General features: G+C 45.1%; 16 protein-coding genes. 9 read left to right on the forward strand and 7 right to left on the reverse strand.

All coding sequences use genetic code 11. From position 1 onward, the window contains the following. Positions 1-358 (forward strand): 4Fe-4S dicluster domain-containing protein (locus AC1IR0_RS04345; RefSeq protein ID WP_479741202.1); only part of this gene is annotated, 358 nt, incomplete at its 5' end. Positions 359-521: 163 nt separating this feature from the next. Here AC1IR0_RS04345 and tusA read toward each other — a convergent pair. Beyond that, on the reverse strand, positions 522-782 hold the full coding sequence (gene tusA / locus AC1IR0_RS04350) for a sulfurtransferase TusA (protein WP_004729361.1): 261 nt from the start codon (positions 780-782) through the stop codon (positions 522-524). A gap of 201 nt (positions 783-983) precedes the next feature. On the opposite strand from tusA, the gene AC1IR0_RS04355 reads away from it, so the two are divergent. Both AC1IR0_RS04355 and lnt read left to right on the forward strand, forming a co-directional pair. Beyond that, positions 984-1,823 (forward strand): HlyC/CorC family transporter, encoded by an 840-nt coding sequence (locus AC1IR0_RS04355; RefSeq protein WP_004278564.1) that lies wholly within the window; start codon positions 984-986, stop codon positions 1,821-1,823. After that, positions 1,820-3,379 (forward strand): apolipoprotein N-acyltransferase, encoded by a 1,560-nt coding sequence (gene lnt / locus AC1IR0_RS04360; RefSeq protein WP_409651694.1) that lies wholly within the window; start codon positions 1,820-1,822, stop codon positions 3,377-3,379. The genes AC1IR0_RS04355 and lnt overlap by 4 nt, the downstream gene beginning before the upstream one ends. Before the next feature lie 153 nt (positions 3,380-3,532). On the opposite strand, the gene AC1IR0_RS04365 is transcribed toward lnt, so the two are convergent. The 3 genes from AC1IR0_RS04365 to gspF all read right to left on the reverse strand — a co-directional run bounded on the left by AC1IR0_RS04365 (position 3,533) and on the right by gspF (position 5,872). Next, positions 3,533-3,868: a hypothetical protein gene (locus AC1IR0_RS04365; protein WP_213686489.1), complete on the reverse strand. Its 336-nt coding sequence runs from the start codon at positions 3,866-3,868 to the stop codon at positions 3,533-3,535. Positions 3,869-4,152: 284 nt separating this feature from the next. After that, positions 4,153-4,587, reverse strand: coding sequence for a type II secretion system major pseudopilin GspG (gene gspG, locus AC1IR0_RS04370; protein ID WP_004278567.1), 435 nt, complete (start codon positions 4,585-4,587; stop codon positions 4,153-4,155). 79 nt (positions 4,588-4,666) lie between these two features. Continuing rightward, positions 4,667-5,872 (reverse strand): type II secretion system inner membrane protein GspF, encoded by a 1,206-nt coding sequence (gene gspF / locus AC1IR0_RS04375; RefSeq protein ID WP_409651689.1) that lies wholly within the window; start codon positions 5,870-5,872, stop codon positions 4,667-4,669. A 150-nt stretch (positions 5,873-6,022) separates the two neighbouring features. On the opposite strand from gspF, the gene AC1IR0_RS04380 reads away from it, so the two are divergent. The 6 genes from AC1IR0_RS04380 to AC1IR0_RS04405 all read left to right on the forward strand — a co-directional run bounded on the left by AC1IR0_RS04380 (position 6,023) and on the right by AC1IR0_RS04405 (position 13,051). Then, positions 6,023-8,245 (forward strand): primosomal protein N', encoded by a 2,223-nt coding sequence (locus AC1IR0_RS04380; RefSeq protein WP_479741203.1) that lies wholly within the window; start codon positions 6,023-6,025, stop codon positions 8,243-8,245. 75 nt (positions 8,246-8,320) lie between these two features. After that, the gene (locus AC1IR0_RS04385; RefSeq protein WP_409651683.1) at positions 8,321-10,174 is read left to right on the forward strand and encodes a cation:proton antiporter domain-containing protein; all 1,854 of its coding nucleotides are present in this window, start codon (positions 8,321-8,323) and stop codon (positions 10,172-10,174) included. A 50-nt stretch (positions 10,175-10,224) separates the two neighbouring features. Continuing rightward, entirely contained in the window at positions 10,225-11,100 is an 876-nt protein-coding gene (hslO, locus tag AC1IR0_RS04390; protein WP_004647344.1) for an Hsp33 family molecular chaperone HslO, read from the forward strand. Between the two features lie 322 nt (positions 11,101-11,422). Beyond that, entirely contained in the window at positions 11,423-11,884 is a 462-nt protein-coding gene (locus tag AC1IR0_RS04395; protein WP_409651679.1) for a DUF2147 domain-containing protein, read from the forward strand. Positions 11,885-12,368: 484 nt separating this feature from the next. Beyond that, positions 12,369-12,698, forward strand: a complete 330-nt coding sequence (locus AC1IR0_RS04400; RefSeq protein WP_004647342.1) for a chaperone modulator CbpM — start codon at positions 12,369-12,371, stop codon at positions 12,696-12,698. 89 nt (positions 12,699-12,787) lie between these two features. Continuing rightward, positions 12,788-13,051: an HP1242/YdcH family protein gene (locus AC1IR0_RS04405; protein ID WP_004729352.1), complete on the forward strand. Its 264-nt coding sequence runs from the start codon at positions 12,788-12,790 to the stop codon at positions 13,049-13,051. 137 nt (positions 13,052-13,188) lie between these two features. Here AC1IR0_RS04405 and pnp read toward each other — a convergent pair whose 3' ends face one another. The 3 genes from pnp to recD all read right to left on the reverse strand — a co-directional run bounded on the left by pnp (position 13,189) and on the right by recD (position 18,482). Continuing rightward, positions 13,189-15,276 carry a polyribonucleotide nucleotidyltransferase gene (gene pnp / locus AC1IR0_RS04410; RefSeq protein WP_171054287.1) on the reverse strand — a complete coding sequence of 696 codons (2,088 nt, stop codon included), beginning with the start codon at positions 15,274-15,276 and terminating at the stop codon, positions 13,189-13,191. Positions 15,277-15,536: 260 nt separating this feature from the next. Continuing rightward, the gene (rpsO, locus tag AC1IR0_RS04415; protein ID WP_004278577.1) at positions 15,537-15,806 is read right to left on the reverse strand and encodes a 30S ribosomal protein S15; all 270 of its coding nucleotides are present in this window, start codon (positions 15,804-15,806) and stop codon (positions 15,537-15,539) included. 894 nt (positions 15,807-16,700) lie between these two features. After that, entirely contained in the window at positions 16,701-18,482 is a 1,782-nt protein-coding gene (recD, locus tag AC1IR0_RS04420; protein WP_409651674.1) for an exodeoxyribonuclease V subunit alpha, read from the reverse strand. Positions 18,483-18,540: the final 58 nt, after the last annotated feature.

Here is an 18,540-nt window from a genome sequence, read left to right on the forward strand (position 1 = left end):
GGCAGCTGAAAGCTTCAAACCAAACTATCCAAAACCGGATGGCAAGCTAACCTTTGACCGTCTGTCTTCAGTGTTTGTATCGAATACCGTGCATGAAGAGAACCAGCCAGCCCATTTGAAACTCACCGATGCTTCAATTCCGGTGGAAGTCAACCTGCCGACATGGGATGAGCCTGCACAGCGTTACTGCCCGGCGGGGGTCTATGAGATTATGGAAAATAATGACGGTTCAAAACGCTTCCAGATCAATGCAGCCAACTGTGTGCACTGCAAGACCTGTGACATCAAGGATCCGTCCCAGAACATCACATGGGTAACACCGGAAGGTGGTGGTGGTCCAAATTACCCGAATATGTAAGGTAATCATCAGATAAAAAATAAACCCGCTTTTAAGTGGGTTTATTTATGGATAAATATTAATAATTTCAGTTCCTGTCCATTCATCTATTTAATTAAGCAGATTTTTGAAATTTTATTTTCTAAATAAGACAAATGTTTGAGCTCATCAGTCCTTGGTATTTTTAGCCACCTTTCTTCACTAAATAATGAAATTCTTTATTGCCATTTTCATCCAGACGTTCTTCCTGCAAGAGCAACTCATGCCCCAAATGCATACAGAATTTTGGAATATCCCACGACGTTGAATTATCCGTGGCAAACACCTCAACTACATCACCTGCCTTGGATTTACGGATCGCCTGATGCAACATCATTACCGGCTCAGGACAACGCAAACCTCGGGTATTCAATTGCAGACTTGGAATAATTTCAGTTGGGGACATCGATAGACTCAGGATGGAAAGACCGTCATATTTTAGCATAAAGCTGCGATTACATTGCTGCTTTGCATACGTGGCCAGTTTTAAAATCAGCGCTGACTCACGCGATCAAGACTGTGCATCATATTTACAATAGACAAGCGTATTTTCTGCGGTATGATAAAACCACGTTTTTTTAGATATTAAGAGTCTTCAGGAAAAATCATGCACGAGGAATCAGGCCCGTCGTGGGGTATGCGCGGCTTACGCAAATGGCTGGGAACTGCACCCGAAACTCGCGACGAACTGCTAAAATTAGTACAAGATTCACGTCGATTTTTAGAACCCGATACTGTTGCCATGCTTGAGGGCGTTCTTGACCTCCCGGCAACCAAAATTCGTGAAGTCATGACGCCTCGCACGTCCATGATCAGCTTGCAGGAAGATGACCAGCTGCTGGATATCCTGCATGTACTGGTCGAGTCTGCGCATTCACGTTTTCCGGTATTTTCATCCGATCAGACCGATAATGTAGTCGGCATTCTATTGGCCAAGGATTTATTGCCTTTTCTGACTGAACCAACGGCCAAGGTCGATATTCGCGCGCTCATGCGTCAACCTTTGTTTGTTCCGGAAAGTGCCCGCTCCGATCAGGTGCTGCGCATGTTAAAGAATACCCAGACGCATATTGCGGTGGTGATTGATGAATACGGTACGACTTCGGGTCTGGTGACACTGGAAGATATTCTGGAAGAAATTGTCGGTGAAATTGAAGATGAACATGACAATGCTGACGAAGAAGCATACTACATTGTTCCGGATAACGACCCGACTACCGCCAATACCTGGGTAGTCCAAGCCCTGACTCCGATTGAGTATTTCAATAATATGCTGGATGCGACTTTCCCTGATGATGAAGTGGAAACCATGGGCGGCTTGTTATTACAGGAAATTGGTCTGGTGAGTGACCTTGAAGGTCAAACCATTGAACTGGAAAACTGGCAATTTACCATTCTTGAGGCGGATTCACGCTCTATTCATCTAATTCGAGCCGTGCGCCAATGAGAGCATATTTCGATAAGCTGTTGAGTTCGTCTCAACAGCAAAAACCTTTGCCGCTAATCTATCCTGTTTTAATTGCCTTATTTGCAGGTGCTATCTTTAGTTTGGCACTAGCCCCTTATCATTACTGGTGGCTGGCGATTCTGTCTCCAGCACTGCTCTATGCTTGCCTGCGCGGACGTAGCGCAAAACAGGCCTTTGGCATTGGCTGGGCTTATGGGATTGGCTTGTGGTTTGTCGGCGCATTCTGGCTGTATACCTCAATTCATGTCTATGGCGATACCAGTGCATTTCTCAGCGTCGTGATGATCCTGATTATGGCGCTAGTGATGGGTCTGTTTAGTGCCGTTCAAACGTTTGTCTATCGCTGCTTTTTCCCGGAAACACCTTTAACCTTTGCCCCGCTCTGGGTGCTGTTTGAATGGTCCAAGACCTGGGTCTTTACCGGATTCCCATGGCTGTTTGCTGGTTATGCCTTTACCGAACGCCACCTAGATGCTTATGCGCCATTATTCGGGGTGTTTGGGGTATCTTTCGTGGTGATCATTCTGGCCTGTGCGCTGGTTGAGATCCTGAATAGACGCCTGTTCTGGGCCATTCCTTCCGCCATCTTGTTACTTGGTGCATGGGGCGCAGCACAGCTGACGTTTGTTGAGCAAAAAAATCAAAAGCCTTTAACGGTTTCCCTGATTCAGGGCAATATTCCGCAAGACTTGAAATGGCTGACTGAATATCAGGTAAAGACCTTATTGATTTATGCCAATTTGAGTAAAACCGAATGGGGCCGTGATCTGATCGTCTGGCCGGAATCTTCGATTCCCATGTTCCAGACTGATATTGAAGCCTTTCTGGAGGCCATGAAAGTACAAGCTGAAAAATCAGGCACTGCATGGGTGACCGGCATTCCATATTGGGATTTAGCCGAATCGCAGACTGCGGGCTATCCAAAATATTACAATAGTATTATGGCCAGTGGCGATGAATCCGATGGCCTATACAAGAAGCAACGACTGGTTCCCTTTGGTGAATATATCCCCTTATCAGGCTGGCTGAGCTGGGTCTTGCCAGGTCTGCAAAATGATCCTTCCATGAGTGGTTTTACCCGGGGCGCAGATCATCAAAAACCATTGAATGTGAAAAATCATCCATTGGGTTCTGCAATTTGCTATGAAGTGGCCTACCCGAATTTGACCCGTCGCAATGCCAGCCAAAGTGATTTTCTGGTGACCGTGTCTAATGATGCTTGGTTTACGGGTACGGCAGGACCCTTACAGCATCTGCAAATGGTGCAAATGCGTGCTAAAGAAAATGGCCGCTGGTTTATCCGCGCCACCAATACCGGTGTGACCGCCTTTATTGACCACAATGGCCACATTGTGAAAAAAGCCCCAGTGGATCAGGAAGCGGTATTACGTGGTGAACTTCCAGCCATGCAGGGTGAAACGCTGTATATGAAACTCAGCGATTGGCCAGTGATGATCTTCTCAGTTCTGCTTTTGCTTATTGGATGGCGCTTCCGTCCACGTAAAGTGGATGTCAGCTTTAAGTCAAGAAGATAATTTCTTCAAGTCCCTCTTTTACAAAGAGGGATTTAGGGGATTCCTGAATATAGCACCTTATCAATCCCTCCTAAGCTCCCTTTATGAAAGCGAAGAACACTCAAGACAATAAAAAACCGAGGTCAATGCCTCGGCTTTTTATTACATTCAAATTTAAAACTGTGAAGCCAGATAACACAACATACTGGCAAGTGACAGCATCGGCACATGACGATAGAGCTTAACCAGTGTCTGCTCAAATACTGAACCTTGTTCGGCTTGAATGCGAACTACACTCGCGTTTAATGCGGACCAGAAACATAGGGCCAATAAACTGCTCATCAAGCTGATAGCAAAAAAGGCCACCATAATCTGGCTGCTGCCTTCGGTGCTCTGCCATAAATGGACGATTCCCTGACTGATCGGCAGCATGCTTAAAACCAGAAGAACAGATTTCAGCATCGACCAATGAAATTGATTGATTTCATCTCCCAAGATAAATGCTTTCATGTGCTTCTCCGTTGGCGAGTCAAGTGCCATTCAGATCATTATGAGCTTTTTTAAATAAATAGAAAGTGTATGTTTATTCATATTTTACGAGAATTGTAATAGATAAATATGTGAATAATTCTTATTATAACTCGCATATCAATTTTATTATTTCATTATTATAAATATCATTAACTTACATTATATTTAATAATTAAGAGTTATTATCACTTCACTTCGTATTGAAATAGCCTATTAAGTGAAGTGATATATGTCATCTATCGAGAATTTATAATGATTCTCAATTAAGGCTGATAATAAATATCGGCATCTGTTCCTTCACCACCCGATTGACCATCTGCACCAAATGAATACAGATCGAAGCTGCGGCCATCGGTGCCCGGAATCACATATTGCAGTTCATTATCCCAGCTGTCTTTTGGAAAACCGCCCTTGACATAACCGCCTGGCACCCAGTTTTTTGCAGTCGCTGGCTGATTCACCAGTGCATCCAGACCGCCTTCCTGCATACTTGGATACTTGCCATTGTCCAGCTTGTATTGATCCAGTGAACCTGCAATGCTCTGCAACTTGATCACGGTGGTATCTACTTTGGCTTTTTCACCGCGTCCCATCACATTCGGAACAATCAGCGCAGCAAGCACACCGAGAATAACAATCACCACCATGACTTCGATTAAGGTAAAGCCCGTCTGTTTATTTAATTGATTCCTTTTCATTCAATCTCTCTCATTTATTTGCATCATTCAGAATTTCCACTTGAATCTTGATCACAGCAAAATTCTAACTGGCTTCTGTTTAAATCATATTATTCATATTCACAATTGGCAGCATCACTGCAATCACAATCACCAAAACAATACTGGCCATCAATACCAGCATTAAAGGTTCCAGCAAGGCCAGTAAAGTTGAAATCAGGGTGGTCACTTCGCGATCCTGCATCTGTGAAGCACGTTCCAACATGCGGTCCAGTTCACCAGACGCTTCACCACTTTTGATCATTTGTACCATCATCGGCGGGAAATAACCACTGCGTTCCAGTTGGGTCGCCAGGTTGCCACCTTCTGTCACCTTTTCTGCCGCCAGATTGACAGAATCCCGGATCACCCAGTTATTACTGACTGCAGCACCAATGCGCAGTGCATCGACCAGCGGCACGCCAGACTGGGTCAAAATGGATAAGGTACTGGCAAAACGTGCGGCATTAATCCCGCGTGACAATTTGCCGAATAAAGGTAATTTTAAGGTCAGACGGTCAAAGGCATAATGCCCGGCGGTGGTTCTTAAAAACCGGACCAACAGGAAAATCCCCAAAGCACCACCAATCAATAAAAATGGCCAAGAAATGCGGATAAAATCACTGGCTTTCATCAAGGCCACGGTAATCCACGGTAAGGCGTCTTTACTCTGATCAAAAGTCTTGACGATATCCGGCACCACATAGGTCATCAGCCCCATCACGATCGCAAAGGACATCAGCATCAGGATAATCGGATAGACCATTGCACCCTGAATTTTTTTCTGCATGGCAAACCGGTTTTCGGTATAGTCAGCCAACTGATCCAGAATCAGGTCCAGATGTCCGGAACGCTCACCGGCCGCAATCGTAGCAATATACAGTTCAGGAAAACGTCCGGATTGCTGCAAACCCTGCGCCAGACTATGCCCTTCTAGTACCTTGGAGCGAACCGACATCAGCAGGTTTTGTACATGCACTTTTTCGCTTTGCTTGCCGACGGCGCGGATGGCTTCTTCCAGCGGAATCGCGGCAGCGACCAGCACAGATAGCTGCCGGGTCATGAGGGCCAGATCGTAGGCGGTGATGCTTTTTTCAAACCATTTTCGACGATGCTGCTGGTCTTTTTTTTCGACAGGATCAACAGAGACCGGAATAAGTGCTTTATCCCGTAATTGTTGCCGGATCTGACGTGCAGAATCCCCCTCCAGCACGCCTTTTTGCTGCTTTCCTGAAGCATCAAGCGCAATAAACTGATATGCAGGCATTGTAATGCTCTAATTTTCCAAAATTTTGCTTAACGCTGTTGCGTCAGACCACCGAAATCATTCATATTCTTTGATATAAATTATCTGCTCACTCTAACATAATCGAACTTTAAGCACGACGAAATTTCTTCAGGATCTCCACCCCAAGATATGCAAAATTCTCACACCGATTCCAGTCTACTTTATCGCGTACGCGTTGCTGTACCTGTGCATGTATTTGATTGTTTTGATTACACAATGAGTGCAGAACAATTTGAACAGGCGCAGATTGGCGCACGTGTACTGGTATCGTTTGGTCGGCAGAATCTGGTCGGGGTGATTATCGAAAAACTGCCTGCAGACACTCCTCTCGACCCACGCTTTAAGCTTAAGGCAGTAACCGAACTGCTCGATGAACGCGCCATTATAGATGCCAAAGTTTTAAGTTTGTTGACATGGTCAGCGCAGTATTACCAGTTTCCGATCGGTGAAGTCGTCCACAGTGCCCTGCCGACTCTGTTGCGTCAGGGTAAGCCTTATAACCTGCTGGCCCGTACCTGGAAATTACTGGACCCTGATGCCGAGGCCAAAGTACGCCGTTCGGACAAGCAGCAGGAAGCTTACCGGATTTTAAAACTGCATCCGGTCGGGACCACTGAAAATGTGCTGAACATGGCCGGGATTGAAACCGCGACCTTAAAAGCGCTGGAGAAAAAAGAGATTTGCGCCTGTGTGCTGGAGCCACAAGATTTCAATCCGCAGCCGATGCAGCTGGCACAAATGCCGCTGACCGCCAATCCTGAACAAAAACATGCAGTCGAACAGGTATTAAAATATCGCAATCAATATCAAGCTTTTTTACTGGATGGTCTGACCGGCAGCGGTAAAACTGAAGTGTATTTGCAGATCATGGAACAGGTACTGAAACAGGGCAAACAGGTGCTGGTGCTGGTGCCGGAAATCGGCCTGACGCCGCAAACCATCAGCCGTTTTCAGTCCCGTTTTCATTGCCATATTGCGTTGCTGCATTCCGGGCTGAATGATTCCAAACGGCTACAAGCCTGGCAATCGGCAGAAACCGGCAAAGCCTCAATCGTACTCGGTACACGTTCCGCCATTTATACTCCCATGCCGAATCTGGGCCTGATCATTCTGGATGAAGAACATGACTTGTCCTTTAAACAGCAGGAAGGCTTCCGCTATCATGCCCGAGATGTCGCCCTGTACCGCGGCCATTTACAGCAATGTCCGGTAATCTTAGGGTCAGCCACACCAAGCATTGACAGTTATGCGCTGGTGCAACATGGCAAGATGCAGGCGCTAGAGCTGAACCAGCGTGCCGGCACGGCCTTGATGCCCAAAATCCATATTCTGGATTTAAAAGTCGCACAGAAGCAGCATGGGATTAGCCTGCAATTGATTCAGGACATCAAAAAGCGCCTGGAGAAAAAGGAACAGGTGCTGATTTTTTTAAACCGCCGTGGCTATGCTCCCGTTCTGCTTTGTGGCAGCTGTGGCTGGCAGGCGCAATGTCCGCACTGTGATGCCAACTTCACTGTACACCGCCAGCCTTATCAGCATCTGCATTGCCATCACTGCGGCACTATTCACCGCATGCCGGAACACTGCCCGCAATGTCAGCATCAGGAACTGGTTACACTGGGTATGGGCACCGGCAAAGTCGAAGAACATCTGAATGAACTCTTTCCGGATTTTGAGGTGATTCGGGTCGACCGCGATTCCACCAGTCGGGTCGGCAGCTGGCAGAAAATCTATGACAAGATTCAGAAAAGCGAACCGGCGATTCTGCTCGGCACCCAGATGTTGGCCAAAGGCCATCATTTTCCTTATGTGACGCTGGTCGCCATTCTGGATATTGATTCCGGTCTGCTCAGTGTGGATTTCCGTGCTACTGAACGGACTGCACAACTGATTGTGCAGGTGGCAGGCCGTGCCGGACGTGGTGAACACAAAGGTGATGTCTATCTGCAAACGCTCAGACCAGATCATGCCCTACTGAATACCCTGGTCAATGAAAATTATCGCGTATTTGCCCAGCAAACCTTAAAAGAACGGCAGATGGCCAGAATGCCGCCCTACCGTTATGCCATCCTGATTCGCTGTGAATCCAAGGATCAGGCACAAAATACCGAATTCTTACAGAAACATGCGGCCGCACTCAGGCAATATCCTGATCTGGCGCTGGACATCTGGGGACCGATTCCTGCACCCATGGAACGTAAGGCCGGACGCTATCAGTCGCATATGGTGCTATTGGCAGCGGATCGTCCACGTTTGCATTACTATGTGCGTAGCTGGTGGCAAAACATGCTGCATGACAAACCTTCTAGCATGAAGCTCACGCTGGACATCGACCCTCAGGAACTGAGCTAAAAGATATTGCGCCTGAGGATCGATCTGGAATACGAAACTGCAAGTCTGGATCAAGAATAAATTTAGGGCAGGAAAATGTCGATACTGTTACAAATAACACTGGTTCTGGTCATTGCACTGTTGATAGTGCCACTGAGTAAAAGGCTCAGATTGCCAAGTGTGCTGGGCTATCTGTTAACAGGGATCATCTTAAGTCCAAGCCTTTTGCACTTGATTCAGACACCCGAAGTCATGAGTAGTTTCATGCAAGTCAGCCTGATGGCACTGATGTTCTGGATCGGCCTGCAACTCAGACCACAACGCATTGTGCAGATTAATCCCTCCCTGTGGATGATGGCTGCTTTACAGGTACTAATCAGCACCCTGATTTTCACGCTCATGGCCTGGGTTTTCCTTCAGCAAAGCCTACTCGCCAGCATTGTAATTGGACTCGCCGGCAGTTTGTCCGCCCTGACTTTGGTGATTCAACATCTCAATCATCAGGAACAGTTCACCACCAGCTATGGTCAGCAAGCCTATTCGATTCTGCTGATTCATGCTCTGTTGGCCATTCTGGTGATTGCAGCCATTCCCTTATTTGCCGGGATTCGCTCGACCGAACATGGCGTGGCCTACTTTGCTGCCCTCATCGCGACGTTAAGCGGTCTGTTCCTGTGTAATCGTTACTTGATGCAGCCGTTGTATCGCTGGATTGCTAAAAGTGGCAGTCACGAACTGCATGCGATTGTAGCGATTGCGGTGACCTTGGCATTGTTGGTGTTAATGAATACCCTCGGCCTGAATCTATTTCTCGGTGCCTTATTTGCCGGCATTTTACTGGCAGATTCAGATTTCCGGCCTGCGGTAGAAAGCGCGATTCGGCCTTTTCAGGGTCTGTTGATGGGCCTAGCCTTTATCAGTCTGGGCATGTCACTGCACTTAACTGATCTGCTCAATTTCCCTTGGATGATTCTCGGTGGCACCCTCATTTTAATCTTGGGCAAGTTTGCAATCAACCTGGCATTGGCGCGTTATCATCAAAATAGCTGGCGCAATAGCACCTTGTTAGCAGCCAGTCTGGCACAAGGTGGCGAATTTGCCTTACTGGCACTGGTGATTGCGGTTTCCGACCAGATTATTGCGGCTGATCTGCTCTCTCCCTTGCTGTGGATGGTGAGTTTTTCCTTGCTGCTGACCCCCGCATTTTATTGGTTATTGCACAGTCAGATCTTACCGCGTCTGGATCGCCACAATCATCTGGCAGCGACTTTTGAAACTGATATTAATCCTCAAGCCCATACACCAATCCTGCTGATTGGCTTTGGTCGCTTCGGACAAATCATCGCCCGCATTCTACTGCAACAGCAACACGCCTTTAGTGTCATGGACAGCACTGTGCCAGCCACTGAGCTTCTGGCGCAGTACGACATCCCTTTCTATCAGGCAGATGCGACAGAACCGGCAGCCTTGATGCAGGCAGGGGTTGCCACGGCGCAACAGGTCATTGTCGCCATTGATGATATTGAAGACTCGATGCTGATCGTGCGGCATCTGCGGCTGAATTATCCTGAAATCAGTTTATGGGTACGTGCCCGTGACCGGCATCATGTGCATTTATTACAGGATTTGGGCGTGAAACACATCTGGCGTGAAACTTATCTTTCCGCCTTGGAACTCAGTCAGGCCTTACTAAACCAGCTCAATCCTGACCTCGAAAATAGCCAGCAACAGATTCAAAACTTCCGCGAACAGGATGAGAAACTGCTCAACAGCCAATATCATCTGGATCCGGATGAACATCCAAATTATGAAAATCAGCATAGTAGTTTGGCTGAACTGGAGCATCTGTTTACCCAGGATCAACGCCATAAAGTGCAAAAACAGGCTAAACAGCAGCAACAGGATACAAACGGCGCAGGAATTGATACGTTAAGAGATGAACTGTCCTAACTTGTGTTTTACAATAATGACACCATTAAAGCAGGGTTATGGAGAATTTTATGTCTGATTTACGCCAACGCTTTTTTATTGAAGATAGCCCTGTTCGTGGTGAAGTGGTGCATCTTGAAGAAGCTTTACAAACCATTTTAGCGCAACGTGACTATGCACCTGCAGTTAAAATTCTGCTAGGTGAAATGCTCAGTGCCACTGCACTGCTGGCCAGCACATTGAAGATTAAAGGGCGTATCAGCCTGCAAATTCAGGCATCAGGCACATTTAAATGGGCTATGGCTGAATGTAACCATTTGGGTGAAGTTCGCGCTCTGGCTGACTATGAAGAAGATCCGCACTTTCTGGTCGGTGAAGACAGCAGTACCGTGTTGAAATCACTCACCTCTCCGGTGCTGTTCATCAATATCGAACCAGAATTTGGTGAGCGTTATCAGGGAATTGTACCCCTTGATAAAGAAAATCTGGCGGGCTGTCTGATGCAATATTATGACCTTTCTGCACAGATTCCGACGCGTATTGTACTGGCAAGTGACCATCAGCGTGCAGGTGGTTTACTGATTCAGTTGTTGCCACGTAATAGTGAAGAAGAACAACGCCGGGTAGATGAAGACCTATGGCCACGTCTGACCATGCTCACAGAGACCCTGAAAACTGAAGAGTTAGTCGGTTTGCAAGCTACTGATATTCTGTACCGTTTATATAACGAAGAAGAAGTGCGTCTGCCAGATACGGAAGTGTTGAAGTTTGGCTGTACCTGCTCTAAAGAGCGTTGTGCAGTCGCTTTACAGCAAATCGGCGTAGAGTCGATCCGTGAAACGCTGGAATTTCAGAATCCGATCGAAATGGACTGTCAGTTCTGTAATAGCCAATATACTTTTACCGCTGAAGAAGCCTTGGGTCTATTTGGTAAACACCTGAGCTAAGCAGTTCGAATCCTTAAGTTTAAAAGCATTCCTAGGAATGCTTTTTTTTATATTTTAAAACCTATGGGACTGAGTTCAACAGAGCGTATTCTCCTACAGTAGAAAACCTGTCTACCCCCTGAATCAAACTCTCCTGTAAATCCAATCCAAAAATTCCAGTTAAATTATAAGATTATTCACATTAACAAAACCTAAATATTCATCATTTTCAAAAAATTATGAGAAAGACTGCACAGTTCATAGTCTTGATTTAATTATGCTTTTAAAATAAATTAGAGCAATAATTCTAAAATGAATACATCATCAATTTAACAGGTATGTTATGAGAAAATTATTGAATACTCTAGTAATGGGGATGAGTTTAGCCGCAGTTTCTAGTTTGGCCTTTGCCTATGAAGATCCGTTATTGGGTAAATGGAAAACTATCGATGATCAGTCTGGTTATTCTCGTGCGGATGTGGAAATTCGCAAGAAAGCAGATGGCAGTTATGAAGGGGTGATTGTCGAAACACGCAGCCTGCCTAGCGCAGAAAAAATGGGGATCTGTCATAAATGTCCAGGTCAGCTCAAGAACAAGCCTTTTCTAGGCCTGCCGTTTATCTGGGATTTTAAGGCAGATCCGAAAAAGCCGCGGGAATACCATGATGGCAAAGTGCTTGATCCGATCAGTGGCAAAGTTTACAAAGGTAAAGCACGCTTAAGTGCCAATGGCAAACGTCTGACCTTGCGTGGTTATGTCGGGGTATCGGTAATTGGCCGCAGTGTAACCTGGGTAAAATATTAATTTCAGAAATATTTTCAAAGCCCCTGTATCAGGGGCTTTTTTCTTTGTCATGATTTGAAACAATAAGGTACAAATAAAAACTGTTTTGGGGCAGGCAAAGTCATAATAATGGATTGAAGACGGTTATTTTTTATCCATTTATGATGATCAATCTTCAGCCTCGTTCAATTTTGCCCTTTGGTCTGCTTTACAGACTTCATATGGCACCCTCTATTCAACACAGGAAAGTGATTGAATACGCTTTGTCGATAACACATAAAATTATAAAAACCATTTCAGCTTTAACCTTCTTTGCCTCGCATGCTGCTGATAAAGATCCAGTCAGACCGACTGATTCATCAACTACCAGCGCATCCCGACTCTTGACTCATGATCATTTGAGTCATCACTCTGAGTCTGCATGTCCAAGGATTGGAAAGCGTTCTATTTTAGCACCTTCCCTTTCTCCGGATTTTGCACACTTGGCTGTTTAAGGAGTAGACCCATGACTACGATTCAGTACCAAGAAAGTTTTTCCCAAGGTTATACCCCCTCAGAAATTATAGACGATCGTTCATTTGACTTGATCCACTTTGCAGAAGCGTGTGGACAAAGCCCGGAATGGGTCATGCAGTTAATTGAACATGGAATTTTACCAAATCGTTCTACAACCCCGACCAGCACTTTCCTCGGTGAAGATATCTCGCGTGCACAACGCGCCTATCGCCTGCAACGCGATTTTGATGCCTCATTTAGCGCCGTTGCCATGATGCTGGACCTCATTGATGAAGTGCAGGAGTTACGTCGCGAGGTCAAACATTTGCACTTCAAGTAAATCCTTTTCATGTTCTGTCGATCTGCATTTTTCAGTGCAGATCAGAACATATTTATATTTAATTTTATGATTAGAGTATAAGAATCCCTATGAAAACCAAAGATTGCAATAAGAAAATCAAATACATGTTTCCCGAATACCGCGACTTGATTGTGCAACTTCGCGAGGAAAATCCCTATTTTGCCAAGTTATTCGAGGAACATAATGAGCTGGACAAAGAAATCAGCCAGCTTGAACTTGATCCAGTCAATCATATCAACAATGATATTGAGGCGATCAAGCGTAAAAAACTGAAATTAAAAGATGAAATTTACCGTCTGTTAAAAAGCTCTGAAGCGGATCCTTTGACCTGAGATCAACTCGGCATCACATTCAGACCAATACTGACGCATAAAAAAAGCCCTAAGCCAGCCAAAGTAAAAACTTTGATCAAGCTCAGGGCTTTTTTATTGTTATTCACATGAGTTTTCCCATGTGAATAGTTTAAGAATTAAACTTGTTCGATGTCTTTCATCGTCAATTTGATACGACCACGGTTATCAACATCCGCAACCTGTACTTTCACTTCTTGACCTTCTTTCAATACATCTGCCACGTTCGCAATGCGTTCGTTTGAGATTTGAGAGATGTGAAGCAAGCCATCAGTACCTGGAAGGATATTTACGAACGCACCGAATTCAACGATACGAATCACTTTACCTGTATAAATTGTACCTGGCTCGATTTCAGCAGTAAGTGCCTGGATCTTAGCAACTGCAGCTTGCGCAGCCGCTTTAGTTTCACCAAATACGCGAACTGTACCGTTATCTTCGATATCGATCGCTGCTTTAGTTTCTTCAGTAATCGCACGGATTGTCGCGCCGCCTTTACCGATCACATCACGGATTTTATCCGGGTTGATGTTGATCACCTGGAAGGTCGGTGCGTGCATCGAAATTTCAGGACGCGCACGTGAAATCACCTGGTTCATCTCATTCAAGATGTGCATACGACCCGCATAAGCTTGGTTCAATGCAGATTCCATGATCTCTTCAGTGATGCCTTCGATCTTTATGTCCATTTGTAGCGCAGTAATACCGTTTGCAGAACCCGCTACTTTAAAGTCCATGTCGCCCAAGTGATCTTCATCACCCAAGATGTCAGAAAGAACTGCGAAACGCTCGCCTTCTTTCACTAGACCCATCGCAATACCTGCAACTGGTGCTTTAAGTGGAACACCAGCATCCATCAATGATAATGAAGCACCACATACAGACGCCATTGAAGATGAACCGTTAGATTCAGTGATGTCAGATACGATACGGATCACGTATGGGAAGCGGTCAGCCGCAGGAAGTACAGCTTGAACACCACGACGTGCCAGACGACCGTGACCGATTTCACGACGCTTAGGACCAGATTCACGACCCGTTTCACCTACAGAGTATGCAGGGAAGTTGTAGTGCAACATGAAGTTGTCAGTTTTGGTACCTGCAAGAGTATCAACCATCAACGCATCACGTGTATTACCCAAAGTCGTTGTGACCAAGGCTTGAGTTTCACCACGTGTGAACAATGCAGAACCATGAGCACGATCTAGAACGCCTACTTGTACGTCGATTGCACGAACAGTTTTAGTATCACGACCATCGATACGTGGCTTACCAGACAGGATGTTGTCACGTACAGTACGGTATTTAAGGTCTTCGAACAGCTCATTTACTTCTTCTGCAATGCCCGTTTCGTCATTTTCAGGAACGAACTGTGCAACTGCTTCTGCATAAAGCGCGTCAAGTGCCGCATAACGGTCTTGCTTAACTGCAATCGTGTACGCTTCAGAGATTTTCGCTTCGAATGCTTCTTTCAATTTACCAAGAAGTTCTTCATTTTTAACTGGAGCAACCCAAGTTGATTCAACCGCGCCTGCAGCTGCAGCAAATTCTTTGATCGCTTGGATCGCAATTTGCATTTCGTCATGACCGAACAAAACAGCGCCCAGCATTTGGTCTTCTGAAAGCTCTTTCGCTTCAGATTCAACCATCAATACTGCAGTTTCAGTACCCGCAACAACAAGATCAAGATCAGACTCTTTAAGTTGTTCAAGGTTCGGGTTTAGGATGTATTCACCGTTGATTAAGCCAACGCGCGCACCACCAATCGGACCACGGAAAGGTGTACCAGCGATAGACAATGCAGCTGAAGTACCTAACATTGCAGCAATGTCAGCATCCATGGTTTTGTCAGAAGAAATCACAGTGGCTGTTACTTGAATTTCGTTGAAGTAACCTTCTGGGAACAACGGACGAATTGGACGATCGATTAAACGAGAGATTAAAGTTTCAGCTTCAGACTGACGGCCTTCACGCTTGCCATAACCACCCGGGATACGACCAGCAGCATATTGCTTTTCTTGATAGTTTACAGTCAATGGGAAGAAGTCTTGACCTGCTTTTGCTTTAGGTTGTGCCACAACAGCAACAAGTACTTGTACGCCGCCCATGGTGATCACAACAGTGTTTGCCTGACGGGCAACACGACCTGTTTCCAGGATAACGTTGTGCTGACCGAATTGGAATTCTTTACGAATAATATTAAACATTGACATGTTTTATTTTTTCCTAGTTCTTGTGAACAATTATTCTAGTGGAGACCCCTAAGGTTTGGCATTCATGACCATATGGACGAGTAAATGACAAAGCTTAGAAGCCGACCTCACCAGATTAAATACTATTTTTAAACACAAAGAAGGAGCGAAACATTCGCCCCTTCCACTGGCTCAGCGCAAAGCTAAGCCGACTTTAGTTTTCAGTAATACAGCACAAAGCATGCAATACACCCGAAAATAAAGTTTAAATCGAATTAACGACGTAAACCTAAAGCACCGATCAATGCTACATAACGACCGTGGTCTTTACCGTTAAGGTAGTCAAGTAGTTTACGACGTTGGTTAACCATACGGATTAGACCGCGACGGCTATGGTGGTCGTGTTTGTGCTCTTTGAAGTGACCTTGTAAGTCATTGATTTGAGCAGTTAAAAGAGCTACTTGAACTTCTGGTGAACCAGTGTCGTTTTCAGCGCGAGCGAATTTAGCCATGATCTCTGCGCGATCTGCGTTAGTTAAAGCCATTCGATTTCTCCGAGATGCTTGTATATTTTGATAAAAATCAAAGTGATGAGAATTCAAAACCTTGACTGCCGTGCATCACTACAGCAAGTTGCATATTTTAAGGGAAAACGCATCAAATTGCAAAAATAGATCCAGATTTTTGCATGGTTTTGGTTGCTCATTGATACAGCTCAGATCCGATGACTCTTGTTCCTTAAAGATTCAGGTTTTGCATTATTTTAATGAAATAAATCCAGAATAAATTAAATATAGAAACTCCTTTGAAAAGCCCGCAAACCCTTTAGCTCGCTTGAATCTTCAGCTACTCCCCATAGAAAATGGATAAAAAAAAGCCCGAGTAAACTCGGGCTTTTTGGCGCTGTAGTTCTTTCTCTTATCATTATTATTTATTGTATTATTATGGCGTTTTACGCTTATTATTATTTTCAAACATCCTGTTGAAAAATCATCTTCCTTGTGTGGTAGATTTTGCCATATTCCCACCAGACAACTAGAGGTATTTGCCTCATTTTGCTGTAAGCCATTTCGTACATCACAGGGTGAAAATTTGCATAATGTTACATAGCTCTCGTTTTATTTAACGCTATTTACTTAAGTTTACTGGCTAGGGCTGAAAATTTTTGCTAAGAAATTAGGATAAAAATCCAGCAAGCTTCCTATAAAAAAATCAGGATATAAAAAAGCCTTGTAGTCTCTCCCAAAACTACAAGGCTTAGCGGCTGTAAGTTTCCTCTTTCACTTACTTCACTGTAAGTTCGCTGTCTACCGACATTATTATTATCATTATGCGATTATGCTCAACTTTCCCTGTTGAGTTATTTTGTAGAACCAATCTTCTCAAAAACCGAGCAAAAGCTCTATGCGTCAATTTCCTGAATCCTTGTAAGCTTTTACCTACAAGATTTGATTATTTTTGCCAATTAAATTACTAGATTGTTCAATGATTTTTTGGCTCAAACCACTTTTCCGGGTAGTTTTAACACAAAGTGCTTGTGTAAAAGCATCATAATCTACCAATAAACTGACCACTTTTTTGGCTCGAGTAATTGCAGTATAAATCAACTCTTTGCTCAATAAATTTTTTGCATATTGATCCAGCACCACTGCCGTATGGGAAAATTCTGAACCTTGAGATTTATGAATGGTCAGTGCAAAGGCGGTTTCTATACTTTTGGGTAGACGGGTGGCTAAGACCCATTTTTCCAAACTCGGGAAATACACTTCAAACTGACGCTGACCAGAGTGATCACGTAAAAAACAGATGCCAATATCACCATTGGACAGGCCCAACTGATAGTCGTTATAGCTCATCATGACGGGTCGTCCAACATACCAGTCGCCCTGTTTCAACTGACCTTGGGCGGCTAGAAAACGTTGCTCAATTTGCAGGTTGATCTTGATCAGACCCAAATCACCAGAACGGATTGCTGTTAAAATCCGGTAATCATCAAAAGTTTTGACTACCTGTTGCACATACTGCTCAAAATCAGCTGAGTTTCGTTCTGTTTTTATGGCCTGTATATAAGCCTGATAACCATACATCAGCTGGTCATAATACTGATTCAAGTTATGCGCGGTCTGTTCGGCGCCAGCGAGCAGGTACTGCAGCTGCAACTGGTCGATTTCGACCTGATCCAAATCGATCGCCTGTAACTCACTGGCTGCCACGATTTGCTGCTCAAATTTCTGCAAGACGTGAGAAGGCTGATGATTCTGCTGGATAAACTCCGCCATTGCGCCAATCCTGGCTCCAGGCGCAAAACGCCGCGTGGTGATTAAATTGACCCGGTTATCTTCCAGAGTCGCTACTTGCTGTAAATCTGCCAATACCGTTCCCACATCCACAGAGGCCAGCTGATCTGCATCACCGAGTAAAATCAGCCGTGCATGAGACGGTACGGAGGCCAGTAACATCTGTGACAGGTTTAAATCCAGCATCGAGGCTTCGTCGACCACGATCACATCATAAGGCAGAGGCTGCTTGGCATGAAAGCGTGGCTGTCCGCGAGTGCCCAGACCCAATAAGCGATGCAGGGTGACCGGTTGTAACTGTTTTAATTGTTCTAGCTCAAACTCTTGTAACGCTTCACTGTGCAAGGCTTTTTGCAGTGCTTCTTTCATGCGCTGTGCGGCCTTTCCGGTAGGTGCTGCCATGGCAATCCGGATATTTGGCAAGGCTTCATGCAGGACCGCAATCATATGCGCCAAGGTATAGGTTTTACCGGTACCCGGACCGCCGCTAATAATATTCAGCGCCTGCCGCGCAACCATTTCCAGTGCCAATTTTTGCTGTGGATCTGACAATAAATTGCGATCACGTTCGGATAAATCAATAGCGGCAACCGGTTGGGCTTTAATCCGAGCAATATGTGAGGCTACTGCCTGTTCCAGTTGCCAATAGCGGTACAGATATAAATGCTGATCTGCACAAATAAATGGTGCAATTCCTGTACTTTGCTGACGGCGATCTAGAACCAGATTATGTAATAGGGCAACCTGCTGAGGATCAACTTCGATACAGCTATCCCCTGCCTGTATCGCCTCAAGCAGTTGCTGAATCAAGAATTTTGCTGCCGGATCAAATGTAGCCGTACTAAACGGCGGCTGACACAAATAGTCAATCCAGGCCATTAAATTGGAGTCTTGCTGCGACACGTGATTCTGCTCATTTTCCACACAGTTATCCTCAAAGTTATCCACAGGATAATTTTCTGTTTAATCTCTATATATTTTA

This window comes from Acinetobacter sp. 129952 (assembly GCF_056642055.1).

Bases quoted from the DNA above. Each gene is read 5' to 3' on its own strand.
- AC1IR0_RS04365 (WP_213686489.1), bottom strand. From the start codon at position 3,868: ATGAAAGCATTTATCTTGGGAGATGAAATCAATCAATTTCATTGGTCG.
- AC1IR0_RS04395 (WP_409651679.1), top strand. From the start codon at position 11,423: ATGAGAAAATTATTGAATACTCTAGTAATGGGGATGAGTTTAGCCGCA.
- AC1IR0_RS04355 (WP_004278564.1), top strand. From the start codon at position 984: ATGCACGAGGAATCAGGCCCGTCGTGGGGTATGCGCGGCTTACGCAAA.
- hslO (WP_004647344.1), top strand. From the start codon at position 10,225: ATGTCTGATTTACGCCAACGCTTTTTTATTGAAGATAGCCCTGTTCGT.
- AC1IR0_RS04400 (WP_004647342.1), top strand. From the start codon at position 12,369: ATGACTACGATTCAGTACCAAGAAAGTTTTTCCCAAGGTTATACCCCC.
- AC1IR0_RS04380 (WP_479741203.1), top strand. From the start codon at position 6,023: ATGCAAAATTCTCACACCGATTCCAGTCTACTTTATCGCGTACGCGTT.
- AC1IR0_RS04385 (WP_409651683.1), top strand. From the start codon at position 8,321: ATGTCGATACTGTTACAAATAACACTGGTTCTGGTCATTGCACTGTTG.
- tusA (WP_004729361.1), bottom strand. From the start codon at position 782: ATGTCCCCAACTGAAATTATTCCAAGTCTGCAATTGAATACCCGAGGT.
- AC1IR0_RS04405 (WP_004729352.1), top strand. From the start codon at position 12,788: ATGAAAACCAAAGATTGCAATAAGAAAATCAAATACATGTTTCCCGAA.
- pnp (WP_171054287.1), bottom strand. From the start codon at position 15,276: ATGTTTAATATTATTCGTAAAGAATTCCAATTCGGTCAGCACAACGTT.
- gspF (WP_409651689.1), bottom strand. From the start codon at position 5,872: ATGCCTGCATATCAGTTTATTGCGCTTGATGCTTCAGGAAAGCAGCAA.
- rpsO (WP_004278577.1), bottom strand. From the start codon at position 15,806: ATGGCTTTAACTAACGCAGATCGCGCAGAGATCATGGCTAAATTCGCT.
- lnt (WP_409651694.1), top strand. From the start codon at position 1,820: ATGAGAGCATATTTCGATAAGCTGTTGAGTTCGTCTCAACAGCAAAAA.
- gspG (WP_004278567.1), bottom strand. From the start codon at position 4,587: ATGAAAAGGAATCAATTAAATAAACAGACGGGCTTTACCTTAATCGAA.